Origin of the sequence: Halomonas cupida, from assembly GCF_900142755.1 — a bacterium.
In the GTDB taxonomy this organism is placed as follows: Bacteria; Pseudomonadota; Gammaproteobacteria; order Pseudomonadales; family Halomonadaceae; genus Halomonas; species Halomonas cupida.
Map to the genome: position 1 here is coordinate 22,013 of NZ_FRCA01000002.1, position 18,613 is coordinate 40,625.

Here is an 18,613-nt window from a genome sequence, read left to right on the forward strand (position 1 = left end):
CGCCGCCTCTGGCCTGACAATATCGTCACCGATCCGACAGCATCGCGACAGGAATCTCTTCTGCTCCGACGAAGCGGTAACGCGTTACCCGACCATCACTGTCGTACTCCACAGAAAGGCCACCTCGCTCTTCCCACACCTGCATCATCGCCCTGACGCCATCCTCGGATAGCGCGAAGTGCCGTGCCAGCTCACTGACGCTCGCCGATTGTCGCTCCTCGATATAGGCCTTGAGTGCCAGCAGAATCATCGTCTTCTCTCACACACTCAACGAAAGCTCCTGTAGGCGTCGCCCATAGCACCTCAGCGTCAGGAACCAGGCAACAGACAGCGCGGCGAACACCAGCCCCCAGATCACTGCAGATCGCCACATCACTTCCACCATGCTGAACTGGTAGTAGAGCGTCGATACGCCATAGGCGACAAACAGCGTCCAGGTCACGATGAATAGCGCGTAGCGGCGGCCGAATTCACGAACATAGGCGCCAATGGCAGCTACACAGGGGGTATAGAGCAGAACGAACAGCAGATAGGCCATCGCTGCGCTGGCACTGGGAAAGTGCTGCTGTAGATTGCCGTAGATCGAGACATCGACCTGCTGCTCCTCGGCCGCCAGGGTCGGGTCATCGACGTCTCCGACCTCGACCCCGATGGGGTCGGCATAATCCAGGTCACTGAAGTTCTGCGGGATGGTGGCTACTGCCTCCTGCAGTCTTGTCCATGGATCGTATTCTGCCGCCTCATCCTGAGGTGGGCCATAGAGCTCGTTGAGCGTCCCCACCAGTACTTCCTTGGCGAAGATGCCGGTCACCAGGCCCACCGTGGCCTGCCAGTTGTCCTGCTCGATCCCCATCGGTGACAGAACCGGGGTAATTCCTCGTGCAATCTCGGCCAGTAGCGAATTGCTGTGTTGATTCCGGGCGAAGGAGCCATCCATGCCGATGGAGTTGATCATACTCAGGCAGGCCACCACCAGAACGATGGTCTTGCCCGCCCCCAGCACAAAGCGCTTGAGCTTCTGCCAGGTCTTGAGCAACACATTACTGACAGTGGGAAACTCGTAATCCGGAATTTCCATCACGAAGCTGCTGTTGACACCCGGGTACAGCGTGTACCGCAACAGAAGCCCGGTCATGATCGCCACCAGAATGCCAACCAGATAGAGCAGAAAGACCACGTCCTGCCCGTTTTCCGGGAAGAAGGCCACGGCAAACAGTGCATAGACCGGCAGTCGTGCTCCACAGGACATGAACGGTACCATCGCCGCCGACAGGCGACGCTCGCGCTCATGGTCAAGGTTGCGCGTTGCCATCACCGACGGCACATTGCAACCGAAGCCAAGCACCAGCGGTACAAAGGCCTTGCCGGGCAGGCCAACCTTGCGCATGAGCTTGTCGAGTACAAAGGCCGCCCGAGCCATGTAGCCGGAGCTTTCCAGCAACGACATGCACAGGTAGAGACAGGCAATCACCGGAATGAAGGTTGCCACCGTCCGTACACCACCACCAAAGCCATCCGCCAGTAGAGTGACGAGCCACAACGGCAGGATGCCATCGAACAGGAAATGCACGCCATCGACCAATAGTGTGCCGACACTGATATCAAAGAAGTCGACGAAGGCACTGCCGAAATCCACCGCGAACATGAACATGACGTACATGACGCATAGAAAGATCGGCAGGCCAAGCCAACGATTCATGACGATATTATCAATACGATCGCTTAACCGGCGGCTCAACCGCCCTCTCTGATGGCGAACAGAAGTCACCAACTCATGAATAAAGCTGTAGCGGACATCGGCAACAACAACATCAACATCGACCTGGCTCAACAACTCTTCACGAATCAGTTTGGCCTGCTGGTACCCGATAATGGATAGCTCGGAAAGACTGGAATTCTGTCCCTCGATAAACCGCAACACATGACTTCGCTTGGTCAAGTTGGTCGGATAACCTTCGAGATGCAATTGAATGCCATCAATGGCGGGTTCCAGTTGTTCGCCATAATCCAGTTGAAAGGAGTAGCCTGTCTGCTTTCGAGTAATAACCTGCTTGATCCTATCCTTCAATGATCGAACATCGTCTGGCTCATGAGCGCTGAGCGCAATGACCGGGCAACCCAGATGCTGCTGTAACCTCGTGATATCAAGCTTCTGCTGCTGGCGAGCAACTACATCCATCTTGTTGAGCACCACCAACATGGGGCGCCCCGACTCGAGAAGCTGTAGCGTCAGATACAGGCTGCGTTCCAGGGTACTGGCATCGACAACGTTGATGATCAGGTCTGCAGGAAGGCTTTCAATGGCACTGACGGCGATGGACTCATCCAGAGTATCAAAGCTCTGGTCACCGTTGAGGTGGTAGACACCGGGGAGGTCAGTAATTTCGAAATGGCAACTATCGTGATCGAACCTTCCGACTTTCTTGTCGACGGTAACACCACTCCAGTTTCCGACTCTTTGCCTCGCCCCCGTCAACTTATTGAATATTGTTGATTTACCGCTATTGGGATTTCCGATAACAAGAATTCTAAATGTCATTGCTCAATTCCACCTGAATCCTCTCCGCTACTTCACATTGCAAGGCGACATCAACACCTCGAAAGCGGAGCATGATCGGATCTCCAAGTGGTGCTCTACGAATCATCCTTATTGATGTATCCGGGAGTAACCCCATGATCATCAATTTCTTGCGCACCATCGGTTGTAGCCTCGACATTTCCTTGACGATGGCAGACTGATTCGGCTTCAAGTCAGACAGTCTCATACTCGAACACCAATGATAATAATTATCATCGATGATCCTACCACAGAGAGACTTTTTCGCACCGACTAATGATCATTCCGCGTTTTTCCCGGCGAGTTCTTGATCCAGATCAACAGAAACGACATATACTGTCACACAAATGCAACAATTCGCTCTTCAGAAGCCGTCCATTCCCTGTCCACGCACTCAATGAAAAGCGTCCAACGACAAGCCATCAGAGAAGGCAGCTCAGCCAACAGATACAACGACGCAGCCCCGGCATGTGCCGGGGCTGCGTCCATTGCGGGTATCGAGGTGTCGGGTCAGAACTCGCGTCCGAGCAACGCCTCGTCAAAGGGATAGCGTGACAGTTTCTCGATCCCGGTGTCGGTAATCAGTACTTCTTCTTCCAGCTTCACGCCATCCGCGGCACCGACCTCACCGATGTAGCTCTCCACCGAGACCACCATGCCGGGCTCGAGGACGCCATCCTTCGAGAACCGGTCGAAATCCATGTGATGGGCGACCAACGGGGTTTCGCCATGCATGCCAACCCCATGGATGATCGACGGATAACGACGATCAAGGAAGCGCTCGGGAATCTTCCATGCCTGCTCGGCCAGCTCACGATAACTCAGCCCCGGTTTGAGCAGATTCATGTTGTGATGCACCTGCTCCCAGGCCATGCGGTACAGGCTTCGTTGGTAGTCGCTGGGGCGGCTGGGGCCGACATGGAAGGTGCGCGAGAAGTCGGAGTAGTAGCCATGGCAGCCGATGGTATCAGTGTCCAGGGCCACCAGCTCGCCAGGACGAATCACACGATCACTGGCTTCGTTGAACCAGGGGTTGGTGCGTGGACCGGAAGACAGCAGACGCGTCTCGATGAACTCGCCGCCCTGCTTGATCACGTTGCCATACATGATGGCGAACAGCTCGTTCTCGGTAATGCCCGGCTTGATGGCTGCCTCGACCTCGGCCACCGCAGCTTCACTGGCGGCCATCGACTGCGCCAGGCAAGCGACTTCTTCAGGCGTCTTGATGCGACGACAATGCAGGGTGTCCTGCATGCAGTCGAACACCTCCAGTCCCTGCGCCTCCAGCGAACGTGCCAGGTTCAGGGCACAGCGATCCAGGCCAACCTTGCGGCTGCCACGCCCGTGCTCTTCAACCAGTTCGGCAATCTCGACGCCAAAGGGGTCGGATGACAGGTTGTCGCGCTGATTGACCGCCGACCACACCACCTTGGAAGTACGTGCCTCATCGATGGTCTCGAGCCAGGTCGAGACATGGGCGCTCCCCGGATATTCGAACAGAATCACCGGGCCCTCGATCGGCACATAAATGTAGCGCGTCGAGTTACGCAGGAAGTACCCGAACATATTGCGCGAGCCAGTGGCATAACGCTGATTGTTGGGGTCGAACAGCACCACCGCAGCATAGCCCTGCTCCGCCATCATGGCGCGCAGTCGCTGTAGTCGACCAGCGCGCAACTGTAGGGGATCAAAGGCGGTGGGAATGCTGTCACCATTGGCCATGGGTGCCGAGGGAACGACCGGAATCCGGTCCGGCTCCTGGTCCGTCAGGTTCTCGAAATCAACGATGCTCATGTCAGGTCCGTATTTCCGTTGTAGGGGTGCTTACCGTTGCATGGAAGGTCACGACAGCGGGGGCTATTGATGTCAGTCCACCAGCTTGTCACTGCGCTGCATGCCCTCGGCCAGCAGCCTCTCGTGAATCGGTGCCATGCGACCGAAGATACGTTGGGCGCGCTCCGGGCGGCCGATGAAACCCGGCTCGCTGGCATAAGCGAAGATCACCGTGTGCCGCTCACGCTCGCCTTGCACCGGCGTGACACGATGCAGGGAATAACGGCCGAAGAAGACCTGCAGGTCTCCCGGCTGGAGATCCAGCGAGCGAACTCGTGAATGATCCCCGTCCAGCACCTGCTGCACCTGCTCGAAGTTCTCACTCTCGGGGTTGCGGATGCCGGGAACATATTCGAAGGTCCCCCCACCATGGGAACAACGTGTCATCATGGTGACGATGAACTGGTTGGTGTCGTAGTGCCAGGGATGCTGACAGCCCTCGCGCAGCACATTGACCACCAGATCCGCCAGAGGATCGGCGTAGGGATGAATCTCGTCCATTCCCACCACCGACGCGACAAAGCGCTGAAAGTTGGGGTTCTGGTAGACCTGGCGGAGAATGGTGTCATGATCGATACGATCACCGGCAACAAAGCCATTGGTACGGTCATCGAATCGGTTGAGCGGGTGCGAGGCGGGCCTGGTCTCGTCGCCCGCATTGTTGTAGGGGTTGGTCTCGGTCTGGTTGTAGTGAGCATCCGGAGACAGACGCTCGGTTTCCCGCTCGAGAACCTCCAGCGCCTCCTGGGGCACGAAGTTCTTGAGCACGACACAGCCGTCCTCGTTCAACTGCTGACGGCACTGCTCCACCAGAGCCTTTCCGGCATCGCTGTCGAGCTGATTGATGGGGTATCGGGAAAGGTCGATCAGACCTTCGAGAGAGGCGCTCGCTGCGGCGTCAATGGCCTGCATGGGATTGACTCCAACTGCTGTCGAATGGATGTGACCAGCATAGAGAGCCTGTTTCAATAATAGAAATGAATGGTTAAGATACTACCTATTGCAACTACTGATTGATTCCCTATGGATACCGATCTGCTGCGCGCCTTTGTCACCGTCGCCGAATGCCAGGGCTTCAGCGCCGCCGGACGTGTGCTGCATCGAACCCAGTCCGCCATCAGCCTGCAGATCAAGCGGCTCGAAGACCAGATGGGCAAGTCGCTGTTTGCGCGCACCAGCCGCAGCGTCATCCTCACCGCCGATGGTGAGCGCCTACTGCCCTACGCTCGCCATATGCTCAAGCTGGAGGATGAGGCCCGAGAAGCCATGGGCGAACGCCCCATGGGAGAGCGCATCCGCTTCGGTACCTCAGAGGAGCAGGCCAATGCCTATCTGCCGGAGTTGCTGCCGCGGTTCGCCGAGGTCTACCCCAACACCCGCATCGAAGTCATCTGCGATATCAGCGCCAACCTGGTCGAGGATTTCCAGCAGGGGCTGCTCGATGTCGTATTGTCGGTACGCCATGAACCCACTCAATCCGGTCAGCTGCTCGGATGGGAACCCATGGTGTGGATCGCGGCGGAAGATGCCGATCCGACCCGTGGCCAAACCCTGCCTCTGGCACTGAATCCAGAGGGCTGTATCTTCCGCGCTCATGCGCTGGCGGCGCTGGGCCGTCAGGAACGGCGTTGGGAGCTGCGTTATACCAGCCAGTCCCCTACCGGCATCAACCTGCCGGTACAGGCAGGACTGGCGATCACGGTCAAGACACCGCGCAGCCTGCCCCACAACTGCCGTATTCTCGATGAGTCCAGTGGGCTACCCCCGCTTGGCCAGGTAGAGATCGAGATGCACCGGCGTCCGGGACACGCCAGCGAGGCCTTCGACCTGTTCTGCCAGCAGCTCGAGGACGTGGTCACCCATAGTGACGATGTCACGGCCCCGGCCACGCTGAAGTCAACCGACTATTAACATGGCAATCAAATAGCTCATCCTGATCGATTTGATTGTCGTCCGCACCACACTGGCGCAGATGCGCGGATCTGCTGGTGTGGTGCGGTCTCGCGTCGGCCTGACGGCCGACGGCGGCACGTCCATGTGCCGCCATTAACCCAACGTGGTTAATAAACCTTCCTGTACAGTGCATGCCGGCTCCTGGAGCTGTTCGATCAGCCAGCGCCGGAATGCTGCCATGGCGGCATTCTCGGCATGCGACTGCAATCGCGTCAGCCAATAGCTGCCCAGCGCCACCTGCGTCTCGAAGGGTTTGACGATGGCACCACTGGCCAGTTGCCGCTCGAACATCGGGACCGGCACCAATGCCACTCCAGTGCCCTGCACCACCGCTTCCATCATCGCCAATGAGGAGTCGAGCACTACGCTGTCCGGCAGACGCAGACGGGAATCCACTCCCGCCGCCACCAGCCAGGTCTGCCACTCATCACTACGAAAGGAACGCAACAGCGTCTGCCCGAGGACATCCACAGGACGGTGCAGCTCTCGCGCCACCCGCGGAGAACAGAGCACGCTCAAGGGTGCTTCCATCAGGTGTACCGCCGACTCACCATGCCAGGCCCCACCGCCATAACGGATCGCCATGTCATAGCCTTCACTAGCCAGTTCCACCCGGTTATTGTGGGTCGCTACCCGCACGTCGACGAAGGGAAATCGCCGCCGGAAATCATCAAGCCTGGGCAGCAGCCAACAGGCCGCGAAAGTACCGACAACTGCCAGACTCAATACCTCGCGACGCGCGCCATCGGTCAGCAGGTTCAGTGTCTGGGACAGGCGATCCAGTGACTCCCGCAGCACTGGAAACAGCAACTCGCCTTCACTGGTGAGCGCCAGGCCACGCGGTAGACGGCGAAACAGGACCACGCCCAACTGCGCTTCGAGGTGACGCACCTGATGGCTGACCGCCGCCTGGCTGACACAGAGCTCATTGGCCGCTCCAGTGAAACTGGCATGGCGTGCCGAGGCCTCGAAGGCCCGCAGTGCATTCAGGGGAAGTTGATGACGATCCAAGTCGGCTCCCTTTCCGTTGTCCAAACGCTCCACCAGCTACAAATTCAACTTGTGTCTAGCGCGAGAATTGCTCGATTGTGCAGCATATCTCGCCTATCTACCCTACTCCAGCAGCGCCATGCTGCCCGACACATGAATTGGATTTGATATCGCCAAGGAGCCCTGCCATGTCAGTTCGCCTGTTGCCCTTCGTTCTCGCGCCCCTCGTACTTGCCGTTACCGCCAGTTCTGCTCAAGCCGCCGCCCCCTGCGGAAACACCACCATGGACCAGCAGATCAACGCGCTGATGAGCCGTCATGACATTGCCGGGATGTCCGTGGCCGTGGTCGATCGCGGCAAACTATGTGCCAGCCACTATGGCGTGGCCTCGCGTGATACCCACGCAACGGTGGACGACAACACCTTGTTCGAGATCGGCTCGGTGAGCAAGACCTTCACCTCGGCATTGGCCGCCTGGGTGCATCAACAAGGCGACTTCGCATGGCAGGACACCGCTGCCAGCATAGAGCCGGACTTCGCCGGTCATCCGGTGGGGGAAGTGTCCATGGTCGAGCTGGCGACCTATACGGCCGGCGGATTTCCCCTGCAGTTTCCCGAGGGGGTGACCAGCGACAACGCCAGGGATTACTACATGGCCTGGCAGCCAGAGTTTGCTGCGGGCAGCCAGCGCCTCTACTCCAATCCCAGCATCGGTCTGTTCGGTGAGCTGGCGGCGCGCAGCAGCGGGGAACCGTTCAATGCACTGATGCAGAAACGGGTACTGCCGGAGCTTGGCCTTGCACACACCTGGCTCACGGTACCGGACGATCAGGCCAGTCACTACGCCCAGGGCTACAACAGTGATAACGAGCCGGTACGGGTCAACCCCGGAGCCATGGATGCCCAGGCCTACGGCATCAAGACCACAGCGCTGGATATGGCCGAGTTCCTGCAGGCCAATATCGATGCCCAGCGGCAGGACAACCTGATGTCCAAAGCGCTGCTGGAGACTCAACACGGTTATGCCGCCGTCGGCGATATGCTGCAGGGGCTCGGCTGGGAGAGCTACGCCCTGCCGGTTACCGTCGATACCCTCAAGGCCGGGACAACCGCCGAGATGGCACTGGAACCTCAGCCTTCCCGGCTGTTGGACACTTCCGGCGACCCTCAGCCCCAGCGCTGGTATCACAAGACCGGATCAACCGGCGGCTTCGGAGCCTATGCGACCTTCATGCCCTCTCGCGAACAGGGCATCGTGATCCTCGCCAACAGGAACTATCCCAACGGTGAGCGTGCAGAGGCCGCCTGGCAGATCCTGCAGTCACTGCAGAACTGAGCGCCACATTCGTACTTCCGTGTCCGCCGCCTCCTGACCGGATCCGGACCACCTTCACTTGACCACGCTCTCAGGACCACCCTGGCCCGTCCAAGGTGGTCCTTCTGTTTCATCAATATTTACTTCTATCAATATCCACTTCTTTCAATATTCGCTTCCATCAATATCCGCTGAAATGCCCGGGACATGACCTGCTTTCCCGACATTTCAACAAGATCATGAATGAGTCATTTTCAGCGCATCAATGCTGCGGGAATTATTGCCTGATAAAAGACCCATAGCCGCGGCTATAAAACTTTGTCGACACTTAAAAACCCAACCGTGGCAATGAGTTGACGCGCTTTTGCAGTCATATATGATGGCTTCCAAGAGCTCGATTGAGTGGCACCTGGCTGTCGGAATAGCGATACATGAATTCGCTCCGAAAAGACCAGACAGCGCCCAGGAGAGACACCGGATTCTGTCCTGCCTTGAAGGTTCGGCAGATTGTTCACACCTCGCGGGATACACCCATGGGCCTGGTTTCCACTACATTGCTTGCCTTCTCGATGTCCACCGATGCCTTTGCCGCGTCGCTGTGCAAGGGAACCTGCATGCAGCAGCCACGCTTCAGCACGGCGATCAAGACCGGCCTGGTATTCGGCGTCATCGAGATGATCAGCCCGCTGATCGGCTGGCTACTGGGGATGGGGGCTTCTCAATTGGTCCGCGACTGGGACCACTGGGTCATATTCACTCTGCTGCTGCTGCTCGGTGGCAGAATGGTTCTCGCCGGGCTGAAGCCGCAGGCTGAGGATGATGACCGCTGCTGCGGCACTTCCTCGAGCAGCACCAGTTGGTGGTTGATTGTCGCCACCGCCATCGCCACCAGCCTGGATGCCATGGCGGTGGGTATCGGCCTGGCCTTCATGGACGTCAACATCTGGCTGACCGCCCTGGCCATCGGCCTGGCCACCACCATCATGTCCACCACAGGCGTCATGATCGGGCGTAAAGTAGGGGCCGTGGTCGGCCAGCGCGCCGAGATTGTGGGTGGCCTCATCCTGATCGGTGTGGGTTGTATCACCCTGTATCACCATCTCATGGTTCAGCCCTGATGCAATCCATCCCTGATACCCCCCATCCCTGATACCCCCCATCCCTGATGCCATCCGTCTCTGATGCAGGTTTCAGTGATCGTGGCACAAAAGTCGTGGCACAAAAAAAGCCGGCGGAAATCCGTCGGCAGAAACCATCAAAGATGGTAGGGATATGAGATCGCATGACCCTGAGCAATGCGCGAAGTCGTGATCACCACTTCAAGCACACTGCAGACCTGGGTCGCAGAGGTCGGCATCACGAAGAGAGCCACTCCATCCATGGAGACATCCTCTCTCCCTGACGCCGCGGCTACTATGCCGCATCAGCCCCCCTATCGGTAGTCGACATACTCCTATGCGGCCGTAGGAGACTTCCCAATGCGACAAGAAGGAAGATGGGGCCATGGCAATTCTCTATCGCGTCCTCCCCCTTACCACCTGGCAGCAGGCCAGAGCGGCCGGCCGCGTCCCGCGCTGCGGTAATGATCACAAGGCTGATGGTGCCAATCTGAACCTGGCGGAAGCCATCGAGTACACCGCGCGCCGCCATTACCATGGCAATCAAACAACTCATCCTGATCGATTTGATTGTCGTCCGCACCATACTGGCGCAGATGCGCGGATCTGCTGGTGTGGCGCGGTCTCGCGTCGGCCTGATGGCCGACGGCGGCACGTCCCTATGCCACCATTAACCCAACATGAAAGCATGCCGGGTTAATACTTCACGGCAGACGAGCCCTGCTCTACTTCCGCCAGAAAGCTCTCCAGAACTCTCCGGCTTTTAGCCAGCCTTTCCGCCTTCTGCTCAGCCAGACGGATCTGCTCATGGAGTACATTACGCAGCTCATCACAAGGCTCGAACACGGGCCCCTCGCCCCTGACACAGGGTAGAAACTCGCGGATTGTCGCGAGCGTCATGCCCGCCGAGCCCAACAGCTTGATTCGCTCAACGGTGCGAACTTCCCCAGCGTCGTAGTCACGATAGCCACTTGCCATGCGCTGCGGCTTCAACAGCCCCTCGGTCTCGTAGTAGCGCAGCATGCGAATGCTCACCCCAGTGCGCTTCGATAGCTCACCAATTTTCATCGTGCTTCCCCTTCGCCTTCCCTGCCCTTGACTCTAACAGCGCTGTCAGGGTCCAGGATACAGGTTCTTCGTCATCAACACACTCAGGAGTACGACGACATGACGCTTGAACCCCATTCCCATCAGGCACGGATCAATGACCTTCCGGCCACGGCAACAGAGCTGACACCGCTGGCCTTTGCAGGGTTTGCGCACTTCACCGCAATGCAGGTTCGAGGCCGTAGAATCAAGGGACTGGACCTGCACCTCGCCCGCCTGCGGACAGCCTCAATGGAATTCTTCGGCAGAGCCCTTCCTGACGCGCAACTGAGACGTCTCATCAAGACTGCCATCGACAATGGGCCGGAAGACCAGTCGTTGACCGTCACTGTATTCTCTCCCGGCGGAGAGTTCACCGCAGACAGCATGGACGTAGAGCCTGACGTTCTGGTGCGGACAGGAGCCCCCTCAAATGGCCCAACGGGTCCGCTGAGATTGGCAGCCGTGGAACATGAGAGGCCTCTACCCACCATCAAGCACGTTGGCGAGTCCGGCAAGACCTACTATCTGCATCAAGCCATACGTCAGGGCTTTGACGATGCAGCCTTCGTGGACAGGCAGGGACGATTGAGCGAGGCCACTATCTGGAACCTGGTCTTCTGGGATGGTGAAACGGTTATCTGGCCGAAAGCTGCTCTCCTGACCGGCACCATGATGGGCATTGTTCAGCGGCAATTGGATCATTTCGGTATTCCCCAGCGCCATGAAGAGATCTCTCTGGAACGTCTCGAGAGCCTGTCCGGCGCAGCGGTGATGAACTCCTGGACACCCGGCATCGCCGTCACGTCCATTGGTTCAACCACCATCGCTGAGCCAGACTCCTTCATGAGCCTGCTGTACAGGGCATACGACGCAGAGCCGGCCCAGCATCTATAGCCTCCGGCATCATTCGGTAGGACTTCACACGGCGGCGAGCTTCCTTGCCTATCTTTAACCAGAGCTCACATCTGGAAATGTGAGGCGTTTGCTGCCGGATCAGACAATACTGGCGTTCGATGACGAAACAGGGATCACCTATGCGCGGCACCAAGTCTGCGGTGATGTGACTCAACATGTCGTGGAGCCCTCGGCTCAGCCTTCCCCTTCCTCCATGTCCTGACCGAAGCGCAGCCTGTTGCCATCGGGATCCTCGAGCTGCATCTCGCGCATTCCCCATGGCTGTGTCACCGGCTTCAGCTCAAGGTCCACGCCATTGCCCTGAAACTCCTGGGCAAGCTCATCAACTGCCTCCACCGGCAGGTAGACGAGTGCTCCCACTGCACTCTCGGGGTGCTCGGTAAGGAACAGGGTTACCGCGCCTCTGCTGAGTGACACGAACCATGGCATACCGGGTTCAAACTGATGCTCCCAATTCTTGTGAAAGCCCAACCGGCCGCAGTAGAAATCACAGCTGCGCTCCGCATTCTCGATCTGAAGGACAGGGATAGTGGCGAGGATATTCGAGGACATGATGGCTCCCTGTTAGCTGATTGCCGTGAAGTACAAGCGAAACCGCACTTGAGACCTCCAGGCATCATAGTGCATGGTTAGATATGATGCATATTGCTTGCCTGTTTCCTACTTCTCCCTGTCATGATGCGGAATGCTTCGACACTCGACGCCTCAGGCAGGTGGTCCAGACCCACAGCATCCAACGACGTCCTATTCCAACGACGTCCTATTCCAACCATGACCCAGCCCAGCCACTTCCTACTCGAGGTTTCCCGCGTGCCCAGATTCAAACCACTACTGTTGGCCCTCATACTCGCGTCAAGCGCCATCATGCTGAATGGCTGCTCCCCGATTCCCGACCTGCCAGGCCCCATCGGTATTCCCGGCCTGTAGGGTATTCGCGGACTATAGAGATAGACCGTCGCCCGGATACTGTATGCTCATCGCCGCTTCAGATGACTGGCTTCCGCCTTCCGTCTGCCACCGGGAAGGCGGTCTTGCGATCTCATGCTCCACCTAAGTTGCATTCTTTCAATCCGGATTATGCGCCAGGCTTGCCCTACGCATGACGAATCAAGGTTCGTCATGCGAACAAGAACATCATCATGGAGTCGAGCATGCCCCAATTCCGCACCGTTCTGGCCGTCACCTCCCTGGCAGCGACTGGCTTGATCACCTCGATGGCGGCCAGCGCCGACACCCAGGTCGTTGTACTGGGTACCGGTACCCCGGTTCCCAATGGCGAGCGCGCGGGATCCAGTATCGCCGTTATCCATGACCAGCAAGCCTATGTGTTCGACATGGGAGCAGGCGTGGTCCAGCGGGCCATCCAGGCTTATGAGCAACACGATATCGACGCCCTCTATCCCACACAGATCGACCATCTGTTTCTGACGCACCTGCACAGTGACCACATTGTGGATTTCCCGGAGCTATTGGGGACGTATTGGTGGCGACGCGAGAATCAGATACAGGTATTCGGCCCTCCCGGCACTCAGGCGATGAGCGAAGGCGCCAATGCCATGCTCACGGAAGATACGCAAACACGCCTGGCGGACAAGAGCCCTGTCACCAATCGCGACGCTTTCAGAGCGAACGTTACCGAGTTTGATGGTGCTGGAGTCGTTTTCGATGAGAACGGCGTTACCGTCGAGGCATTTCCCGTTACCCACGGGGATTGGGATGCCGCTTATGGGTTCAGGATCACCACGCCCGACAAGACAATCATCCTGTCGGGCGACACCTCGCTCAATGACGAGACAGCAAGGCAGGCGCAAGGCGCTGACATTCTCTTTCACGAGGTCATCAGCCATGAGGGCTGGCAGGACCTTTCCGAGGAGTGGCAGGCCTATCACCAGTATGCACACACCTTGACGACCGACGTGGCGGAGCTTGCAGAGCAGGCGCAACCCGAATTGCTCGTGCTCTATCATGTACTTCACTACGGAGCCCCGATCGACGGCGTGGTGGATGAAGTGAAGCAGGGCTATAGCGGTGACGTCGTATTGGCTGAGGATCTCGATATCTTCGATTGATCTGCGTGCGTCACCCCAACATCCAGCAGGCACGCTATGCTTGGGAGTATGGAGTCTTGCTCGCCACGCCAGGAGGCACGGCATTCGATCGTTCGGCCCCTGCGGCCGAGGGAGGCAACGTCATGGCCATGCCGATGACGATTCGGGAATACCTCCGCGCCTGCGATATCGACTATGAGGAGGTGTCCCATCCACGCGCGGTCTCGACCAGCCGCATCGCCGAGGTATCGCATGTCGGCGGTGATCAGTTGGCCAAGGCCATCATGCTCCACGGCGAAGCCGGTTATCGGGTTGCCGTGGTACCCAGCACCTGTGACGCGGATCTCAACGTACTCTCACAAATGGTCCACGAGGAACTCGAACTCGCCACAGAGGACGAGGTACGTAGAGAGTTCAATGACTGTGATCCGGGCGCGGCCATTCCGGTAGGTCAGGCCTACGGCCTGCAGGTCTATCTGGATGACCAGTTGCGCCATCAGCCGGATATCTACTTCGAGGCCGGCGACCACGAAACTCTGGTACACATGAGTGGTACCGACTTCGACCGCCTGATGGCCGATAGTCGTCACGGGCTCTTCAGCAGACCCCGCTATTAACCCGGCATGCTTTCACGTTGGGTTAATGGCGGCACAGGGACGTGCCGCCGTCGGCCATCAGGCCGACGCGAGACCACACCAGCAGATCCGCGCATCTGCTGGTGTGGTGCGGACGACAATCAAATCGATCAGGATGAGCCATTTGATTGCCATGTTAATAGTTGTCGCGCCACACGCCGGTCGGCCATGTGCCGACCGGCAGTACCTGCCCCGGGTCGGCCACTCAGCCAGGCTGTCGCCTCAGCGGATAGTCCATTACCCGCAAAGACTTTGACACGGCCCAGAGACAAGAGAAGTATGGATTCATGACGCTCACTCCCTGGGCTCAGTCCCTCTTCCGGAGTTCCATACTGTATGCGCGTTTTTTCCAACCCGGTCGGTTCCGGCACGCTCTGGTTCGATAACCTGGCCACCGCTGACGGCACTCCCGTTGCCTACGACCCACAGGCTCGGGCGTTCCTGCCGATGCCCCCCTTCTGCGCCAACAGAGAGGTCATCGGCTGCAACTGGATTGCTCCCACCCAAGGTGCCTTCTGCCGATCCTGCGCCATGACGGCGCTGGCCCCGGACCCTGCCATACCTGGCGCCATCCCCAACTGGGCACAGACCGAAGCGGCCAAGCGCTGGGCCATCGACAATCTTGGCCGCTGGCACTGGTTCCGGCCGGAAGACCCGGGCACACGCCCTGTATTCCACCTGCTTGCCGAAGGCCCAACACCCGTGCTCATGGGGCATGTCGAAGGAGTGGTGACAATCAGTGTCGCGGAGGCGGATCCGGTCCTGCGCACAGCTCGCCGCCAGGCGCTGGATGAGCCCTACCGCACCATGATCGGCCACATGCGCCACGAGATCGCCCATATGCTCTGGTGGCGGCTCAGCCTCCGCGACGACTTCCTCGATGCCTTCCGTGCCATGTTTGGCGACGAACGAGCGGATTACCCCGCTGCACTCCAGCACCATTACCAGGACGGCCCTCCGCCCGATTGGCGGCTGCGCTTCCTGACCTCTTACGCCTCGGCACATCCGCATGAGGACTGGGCCGAAACCGCCGCACACCTACTGCATCTGACCGACATAACCGACAGCTTCGTCGCCGCAGGCCTGTCCTCGCCGGAGCTACCCAGTCCTGGCTGGGATCCCTACTCGGAGCCGGACGCAGAACGCCTGATCCACGTCGCAGCTTCTCTCGCCATGGGAGTCAATCATGTCAATCGCTCCATGGGGTTGTCTGACCTCTACCCATTCGTGCTGCCTGACGATGCGCGTCGAAAGCTGGCCTTCGTACATGACTGGCTACGCCGGGGTGCCCAGGGGCGTTGATTCCTGTATGGAAGCCTCAAGCATCACGATGTGCTGAGATGATCTACCCGACCACCAGATACCGCCCGGGTTGAAACAAAACACCCCATTCAGCCAGAGGCTGAACGGGGTGTGGTGATGACAGAGAAGCCGGTCATCAATGCTGATAGTCTTCCTCAAACAGTTCCGCCTTCGCGTCACGCATGACATCTTCGCAGGCAGCTTGATGAGCAAGCTGTGTGAGCAGGCTCTGGGTGACTTCGAAGCCCTTCCCCAGGCAGGTATCAACATCCTGCCGACTCACTTCTGGTGTTACGTTGCAGTCAATCTGGATCGTTCTTCCGCCGCCATCCAGCTTGTCGGCGAACTCCCGTATACGCCAGGCGATACGTGATTTCCAACTAGCCGATTCTTCCGCGCCTTCATTTACGCTAAACGTGCACTGCCACTCAGGTTTATAGACCTTCATGAGAACCTCCCGTGCTGGCTTGGAAAGAATGATCGATCGTGGTTTCTGCTCCGTATCTGAATATGTTGCACCCTCATCATACAGGCTTTGAGCCGCCGGGCCAGCCCAGGCCGTTGTGAGGGCTCTGTAGAGACTCTCTCGTGCAAAAAAAATGAGCAAGTGGTGGTCGCGAGTGAGGATATAGAAAGGTCAAGACACGGCCTCTCTCCGGCCCACCGGACAGTCGGTCCAATCGATCAATCACTCCAGACTCTGGTGAGGTTGAGGCGGCGAATGCCGGCGAGCGCCCCCTACGGGACAGATATCGGTTATCCGGAAACATTGGTTGGTATTGGATAGCTCAGCGACGGTGAAAATTCGCTTTCTCAGTGGATGCCCAGGTTAAGGGGTAACTGATAACCTCGACAATTCCTCTTTTCTCTGTCCAGCCAGGAGACATGTCATGGAATACCTTTTCGTCTACGGGACACTCGGACCAGGTCGCCCTAACGAGCACGTCATGCAGAAGATCGGAGGGACGTGGGAGGCTGGAAGCATCAAGGGCCGGCTCATGGAAGCGGGTTGGGGAGCCGAGATGGGATTTCCCGGTCTTGTACTGGACGAGGCCGGAGACGTCATCAAGGGCCACGTCTTCATGTCGGAGAACCTGTCACTCCATTGGCAAGCCCTGGACGACTTCGAGGGTGAGGAGTATCGGCGCACACTAACTACTGTGACGCTGTCTGAGGGTGGCACGGTCGAGGCACACGTATACGCCCTCCGTTGAAATATCTTGTGGCGACGAACACTCTGGCAGCCTTCTCGACATCGCCAAAGCCACCGGTATTCTGAGGAATGATGCCCATCAACTGCGGCAGGATTCGGTGGCCGGCGAGCTGGTCGTCGCTACAGAAGAACAGGTCCTGGCACTCACATGCCGAAGATCGGTACATGTAGTTTTTTATAACGACGCCTCTACACCTGGAAAGCATTGCATGTCAATTTTGGCGACATCCTGACCACCACCTACCACTCTACATGACACGGAAAAAAGTCCATCTTCGCTGGTTTTCAACAGCTTGGCATGAAAAGAGAGCCGCACACTGACCGGTGTAAGCTGGAAAGCATCAACTTCGATATCATGTATTCTATACTTCATGGAATCGTCTTTTATCAAATACTTCATCAACTCTGCCACAACCTGACCAGCGCTATACACAATGATTGCTACGGGCCACATGGGATAGCCAGTAAAATGTCCCAGGCATTGGCCATGAGAGTCATCGGCGGAGTGTGCCGTCAAGCCTTGATCTCCAGGTACTTCAAAATCAAGCGCCATGGGTCGTTTGTATGGTGACGGACCTGTCTCTGCCAGGCCGAATCCAGGATGATGATTTTTGGAAAAAAGACGAGAAAACAGCTTATAAGGTATTATATAGTACTCCACTTTTATCGACATCAGAGCGGTGTTTTCAAAAACCAGCTCAGTATGAGCCTGCAAGATCTTTCGATGACGTCCAGTAATACGTGCCCGTGCTGTTAACCGCTCCGATTGAAACTTCTGTTCTCCGGGAATCTCGTAGTGGTAAATACTTCCTGTTGCACGTGTAGCGAGGTAATATATGGCTTCGTCTTCATGATCATAAAGCGATGCGGCGCACGTTCCCAATATTGCCAGATGGCGTCCTGCTTCTGCTATCGAAACTATCCCGTCTTCTGCCCCGGGGCATTGTTCCGGGCAGAACTCACCGTAAATATCCCAATCATCCTCTCTATGCTGATACAGTCTATCGAATGCAAAATATGGCGGCTGAACTGTAATACGTTTCTTGATGAACTCAAGGTCCAAATCCATGATATTGGACACAGCGCCATCCCCAACACTATCGATGTTGCTAATTGGTTTCATTTTGTCGCCCAACAGTTATCGCGTGAAAAGTCGGTTTATATATTTTTGAAATCTAATTAAACAGCCTGCCACGAAAGATAGACATGCTTATAGTTTTGTCAAAATATATTGGTAATTATTTGTAGCCACCCTCATGGCCTGCAGCTAAAGGCTGTTGGAAAACCACTCGATGGAAAATATGAGCCCCCTACTCTCCTCAAGGTGAGTCACCACAACAGGATTCGGATTACTCCAGGTGAATACAGAAGGCCCAACGCAGGAAAGCCCGGGACGAGATAGCTCTGGCAGACCTTAAACGTGCGTTATTGGAAATTTTCCTCATAGAAATCAATACCGGCTAGCGGAGAGAGTTGGATAGCGCCATGCCAACCACTGGCCCACGGCGAAACCACAAGTTGATCCAACACACGGTCAACTGGCGGTTTTCGTGTTCAAGGCGGGATTAGAGAGTGCGCAAAGCACGATTCTTGCGGCCTCGATCCAATGCGCGATCGAGGTGTACCAGGTGTCCATTGATAATG

General features: G+C 57.4%; 20 protein-coding genes. 9 read left to right on the forward strand and 11 right to left on the reverse strand.

Going from position 1 to position 18,613, the window contains the following annotated elements; genetic code table 11:
- Positions 1–25: 25 nt before the first annotated feature.
- The 5 genes from BUE38_RS04320 to BUE38_RS04340 all read right to left on the reverse strand — a co-directional run bounded on the left by BUE38_RS04320 (position 26) and on the right by BUE38_RS04340 (position 5,302).
- The gene (locus BUE38_RS04320; protein WP_073433827.1) at positions 26–250 is read right to left on the reverse strand and encodes a FeoC-like transcriptional regulator; all 225 of its coding nucleotides are present in this window, start codon (positions 248–250) and stop codon (positions 26–28) included.
- Positions 251–259: 9 nt separating this feature from the next.
- Entirely contained in the window at positions 260–2,539 is a 2,280-nt protein-coding gene (gene feoB, locus BUE38_RS04325; RefSeq protein ID WP_073433828.1) for a Fe(2+) transporter permease subunit FeoB, read from the reverse strand.
- Entirely contained in the window at positions 2,529–2,765 is a 237-nt protein-coding gene (locus BUE38_RS23460; RefSeq protein WP_073433829.1) for a FeoA family protein, read from the reverse strand. The genes feoB and BUE38_RS23460 overlap by 11 nt, the downstream gene beginning before the upstream one ends.
- 302 nt (positions 2,766–3,067) lie before the next feature.
- Positions 3,068–4,351, reverse strand: a complete 1,284-nt coding sequence (locus BUE38_RS04335) for a M24 family metallopeptidase (protein WP_073433830.1) — start codon at positions 4,349–4,351, stop codon at positions 3,068–3,070.
- A gap of 72 nt (positions 4,352–4,423) precedes the next feature.
- Positions 4,424–5,302, reverse strand: coding sequence for a HalD/BesD family halogenase (locus BUE38_RS04340; RefSeq protein ID WP_073433831.1), 879 nt, complete (start codon positions 5,300–5,302; stop codon positions 4,424–4,426).
- 111 nt (positions 5,303–5,413) lie between these two features.
- Here BUE38_RS04340 and BUE38_RS04345 point away from each other — a divergent pair, with 111 nt between their 5' ends.
- The gene (locus BUE38_RS04345; protein ID WP_073433832.1) at positions 5,414–6,301 is read left to right on the forward strand and encodes a LysR family transcriptional regulator; all 888 of its coding nucleotides are present in this window, start codon (positions 5,414–5,416) and stop codon (positions 6,299–6,301) included.
- Here BUE38_RS04345 and BUE38_RS22870 read toward each other — a convergent pair.
- Both BUE38_RS22870 and BUE38_RS04350 read right to left on the reverse strand, forming a co-directional pair.
- Entirely contained in the window at positions 6,264–6,437 is a 174-nt protein-coding gene (locus BUE38_RS22870) for a hypothetical protein (RefSeq protein WP_159438848.1), read from the reverse strand. The two genes, BUE38_RS04345 and BUE38_RS22870, sit on opposite strands and share 38 nt — an antisense overlap.
- Entirely contained in the window at positions 6,437–7,354 is a 918-nt protein-coding gene (locus BUE38_RS04350; RefSeq protein ID WP_073433833.1) for a LysR family transcriptional regulator, read from the reverse strand. The genes BUE38_RS22870 and BUE38_RS04350 overlap by 1 nt, the downstream gene beginning before the upstream one ends.
- Positions 7,355–7,521: 167 nt before the next feature.
- Here BUE38_RS04350 and ampC point away from each other — a divergent pair, with 167 nt between their 5' ends.
- The 3 genes from ampC to BUE38_RS22350 all read left to right on the forward strand — a co-directional run bounded on the left by ampC (position 7,522) and on the right by BUE38_RS22350 (position 10,467).
- Entirely contained in the window at positions 7,522–8,670 is a 1,149-nt protein-coding gene (ampC, locus tag BUE38_RS04355; RefSeq protein ID WP_073433834.1) for a class C beta-lactamase, read from the forward strand.
- A gap of 512 nt (positions 8,671–9,182) precedes the next feature.
- Positions 9,183–9,767 (forward strand): manganese efflux pump MntP, encoded by a 585-nt coding sequence (mntP, locus tag BUE38_RS04360; RefSeq protein WP_073433835.1) that lies wholly within the window; start codon positions 9,183–9,185, stop codon positions 9,765–9,767.
- A gap of 385 nt (positions 9,768–10,152) precedes the next feature.
- Entirely contained in the window at positions 10,153–10,467 is a 315-nt protein-coding gene (locus tag BUE38_RS22350; protein WP_143166197.1) for a hypothetical protein, read from the forward strand.
- Here BUE38_RS22350 and BUE38_RS04370 read toward each other — a convergent pair.
- Positions 10,464–10,835: a MerR family transcriptional regulator gene (locus BUE38_RS04370; RefSeq protein WP_073433837.1), complete on the reverse strand. Its 372-nt coding sequence runs from the start codon at positions 10,833–10,835 to the stop codon at positions 10,464–10,466. The genes BUE38_RS22350 and BUE38_RS04370 overlap by 4 nt on opposite strands.
- A gap of 99 nt (positions 10,836–10,934) precedes the next feature.
- Here BUE38_RS04370 and BUE38_RS04375 point away from each other — a divergent pair, with 99 nt between their 5' ends.
- On the forward strand, positions 10,935–11,750 hold the full coding sequence (locus tag BUE38_RS04375; RefSeq protein WP_073433838.1) for an aminotransferase class IV family protein: 816 nt from the start codon (positions 10,935–10,937) through the stop codon (positions 11,748–11,750).
- 195 nt (positions 11,751–11,945) lie between these two features.
- On the opposite strand, the gene BUE38_RS04380 is transcribed toward BUE38_RS04375, so the two are convergent.
- Positions 11,946–12,323, reverse strand: coding sequence for a bleomycin resistance protein (locus tag BUE38_RS04380; protein WP_073433839.1), 378 nt, complete (start codon positions 12,321–12,323; stop codon positions 11,946–11,948).
- A 599-nt stretch (positions 12,324–12,922) separates the two neighbouring features.
- Here BUE38_RS04380 and BUE38_RS04390 point away from each other — a divergent pair.
- The 3 genes from BUE38_RS04390 to BUE38_RS04400 all read left to right on the forward strand — a co-directional run bounded on the left by BUE38_RS04390 (position 12,923) and on the right by BUE38_RS04400 (position 15,756).
- Complete coding sequence (locus BUE38_RS04390) at positions 12,923–13,840, forward strand: MBL fold metallo-hydrolase (RefSeq protein WP_073433841.1); 918 nt, start codon at positions 12,923–12,925, stop codon at positions 13,838–13,840.
- Between the two features lie 5 nt (positions 13,841–13,845).
- Entirely contained in the window at positions 13,846–14,436 is a 591-nt protein-coding gene (locus BUE38_RS04395) for an aminoacyl-tRNA deacylase (protein ID WP_234986763.1), read from the forward strand.
- Positions 14,437–14,790: 354 nt separating this feature from the next.
- A complete protein-coding gene (locus tag BUE38_RS04400; RefSeq protein ID WP_073433842.1) occupies positions 14,791–15,756 on the forward strand; it encodes a zinc-binding metallopeptidase family protein in 966 nt (321 codons plus the stop codon).
- 136 nt (positions 15,757–15,892) lie between these two features.
- Here the strand turns inward: BUE38_RS04400 and BUE38_RS04405 are convergent, their stop codons facing one another.
- Positions 15,893–16,204, reverse strand: coding sequence for a hypothetical protein (locus BUE38_RS04405; RefSeq protein ID WP_073433843.1), 312 nt, complete (start codon positions 16,202–16,204; stop codon positions 15,893–15,895).
- 442 nt (positions 16,205–16,646) lie between these two features.
- Here BUE38_RS04405 and BUE38_RS04410 point away from each other — a divergent pair, with 442 nt between their 5' ends.
- Entirely contained in the window at positions 16,647–16,970 is a 324-nt protein-coding gene (locus BUE38_RS04410; RefSeq protein ID WP_073433844.1) for a gamma-glutamylcyclotransferase family protein, read from the forward strand.
- 174 nt (positions 16,971–17,144) lie between these two features.
- Here the strand turns inward: BUE38_RS04410 and BUE38_RS04420 are convergent, their stop codons facing one another.
- Complete coding sequence (locus tag BUE38_RS04420; RefSeq protein ID WP_073433846.1) at positions 17,145–18,092, reverse strand: hypothetical protein; 948 nt, start codon at positions 18,090–18,092, stop codon at positions 17,145–17,147.
- Between the last annotated feature and the right edge of the window lie 521 nt (positions 18,093–18,613).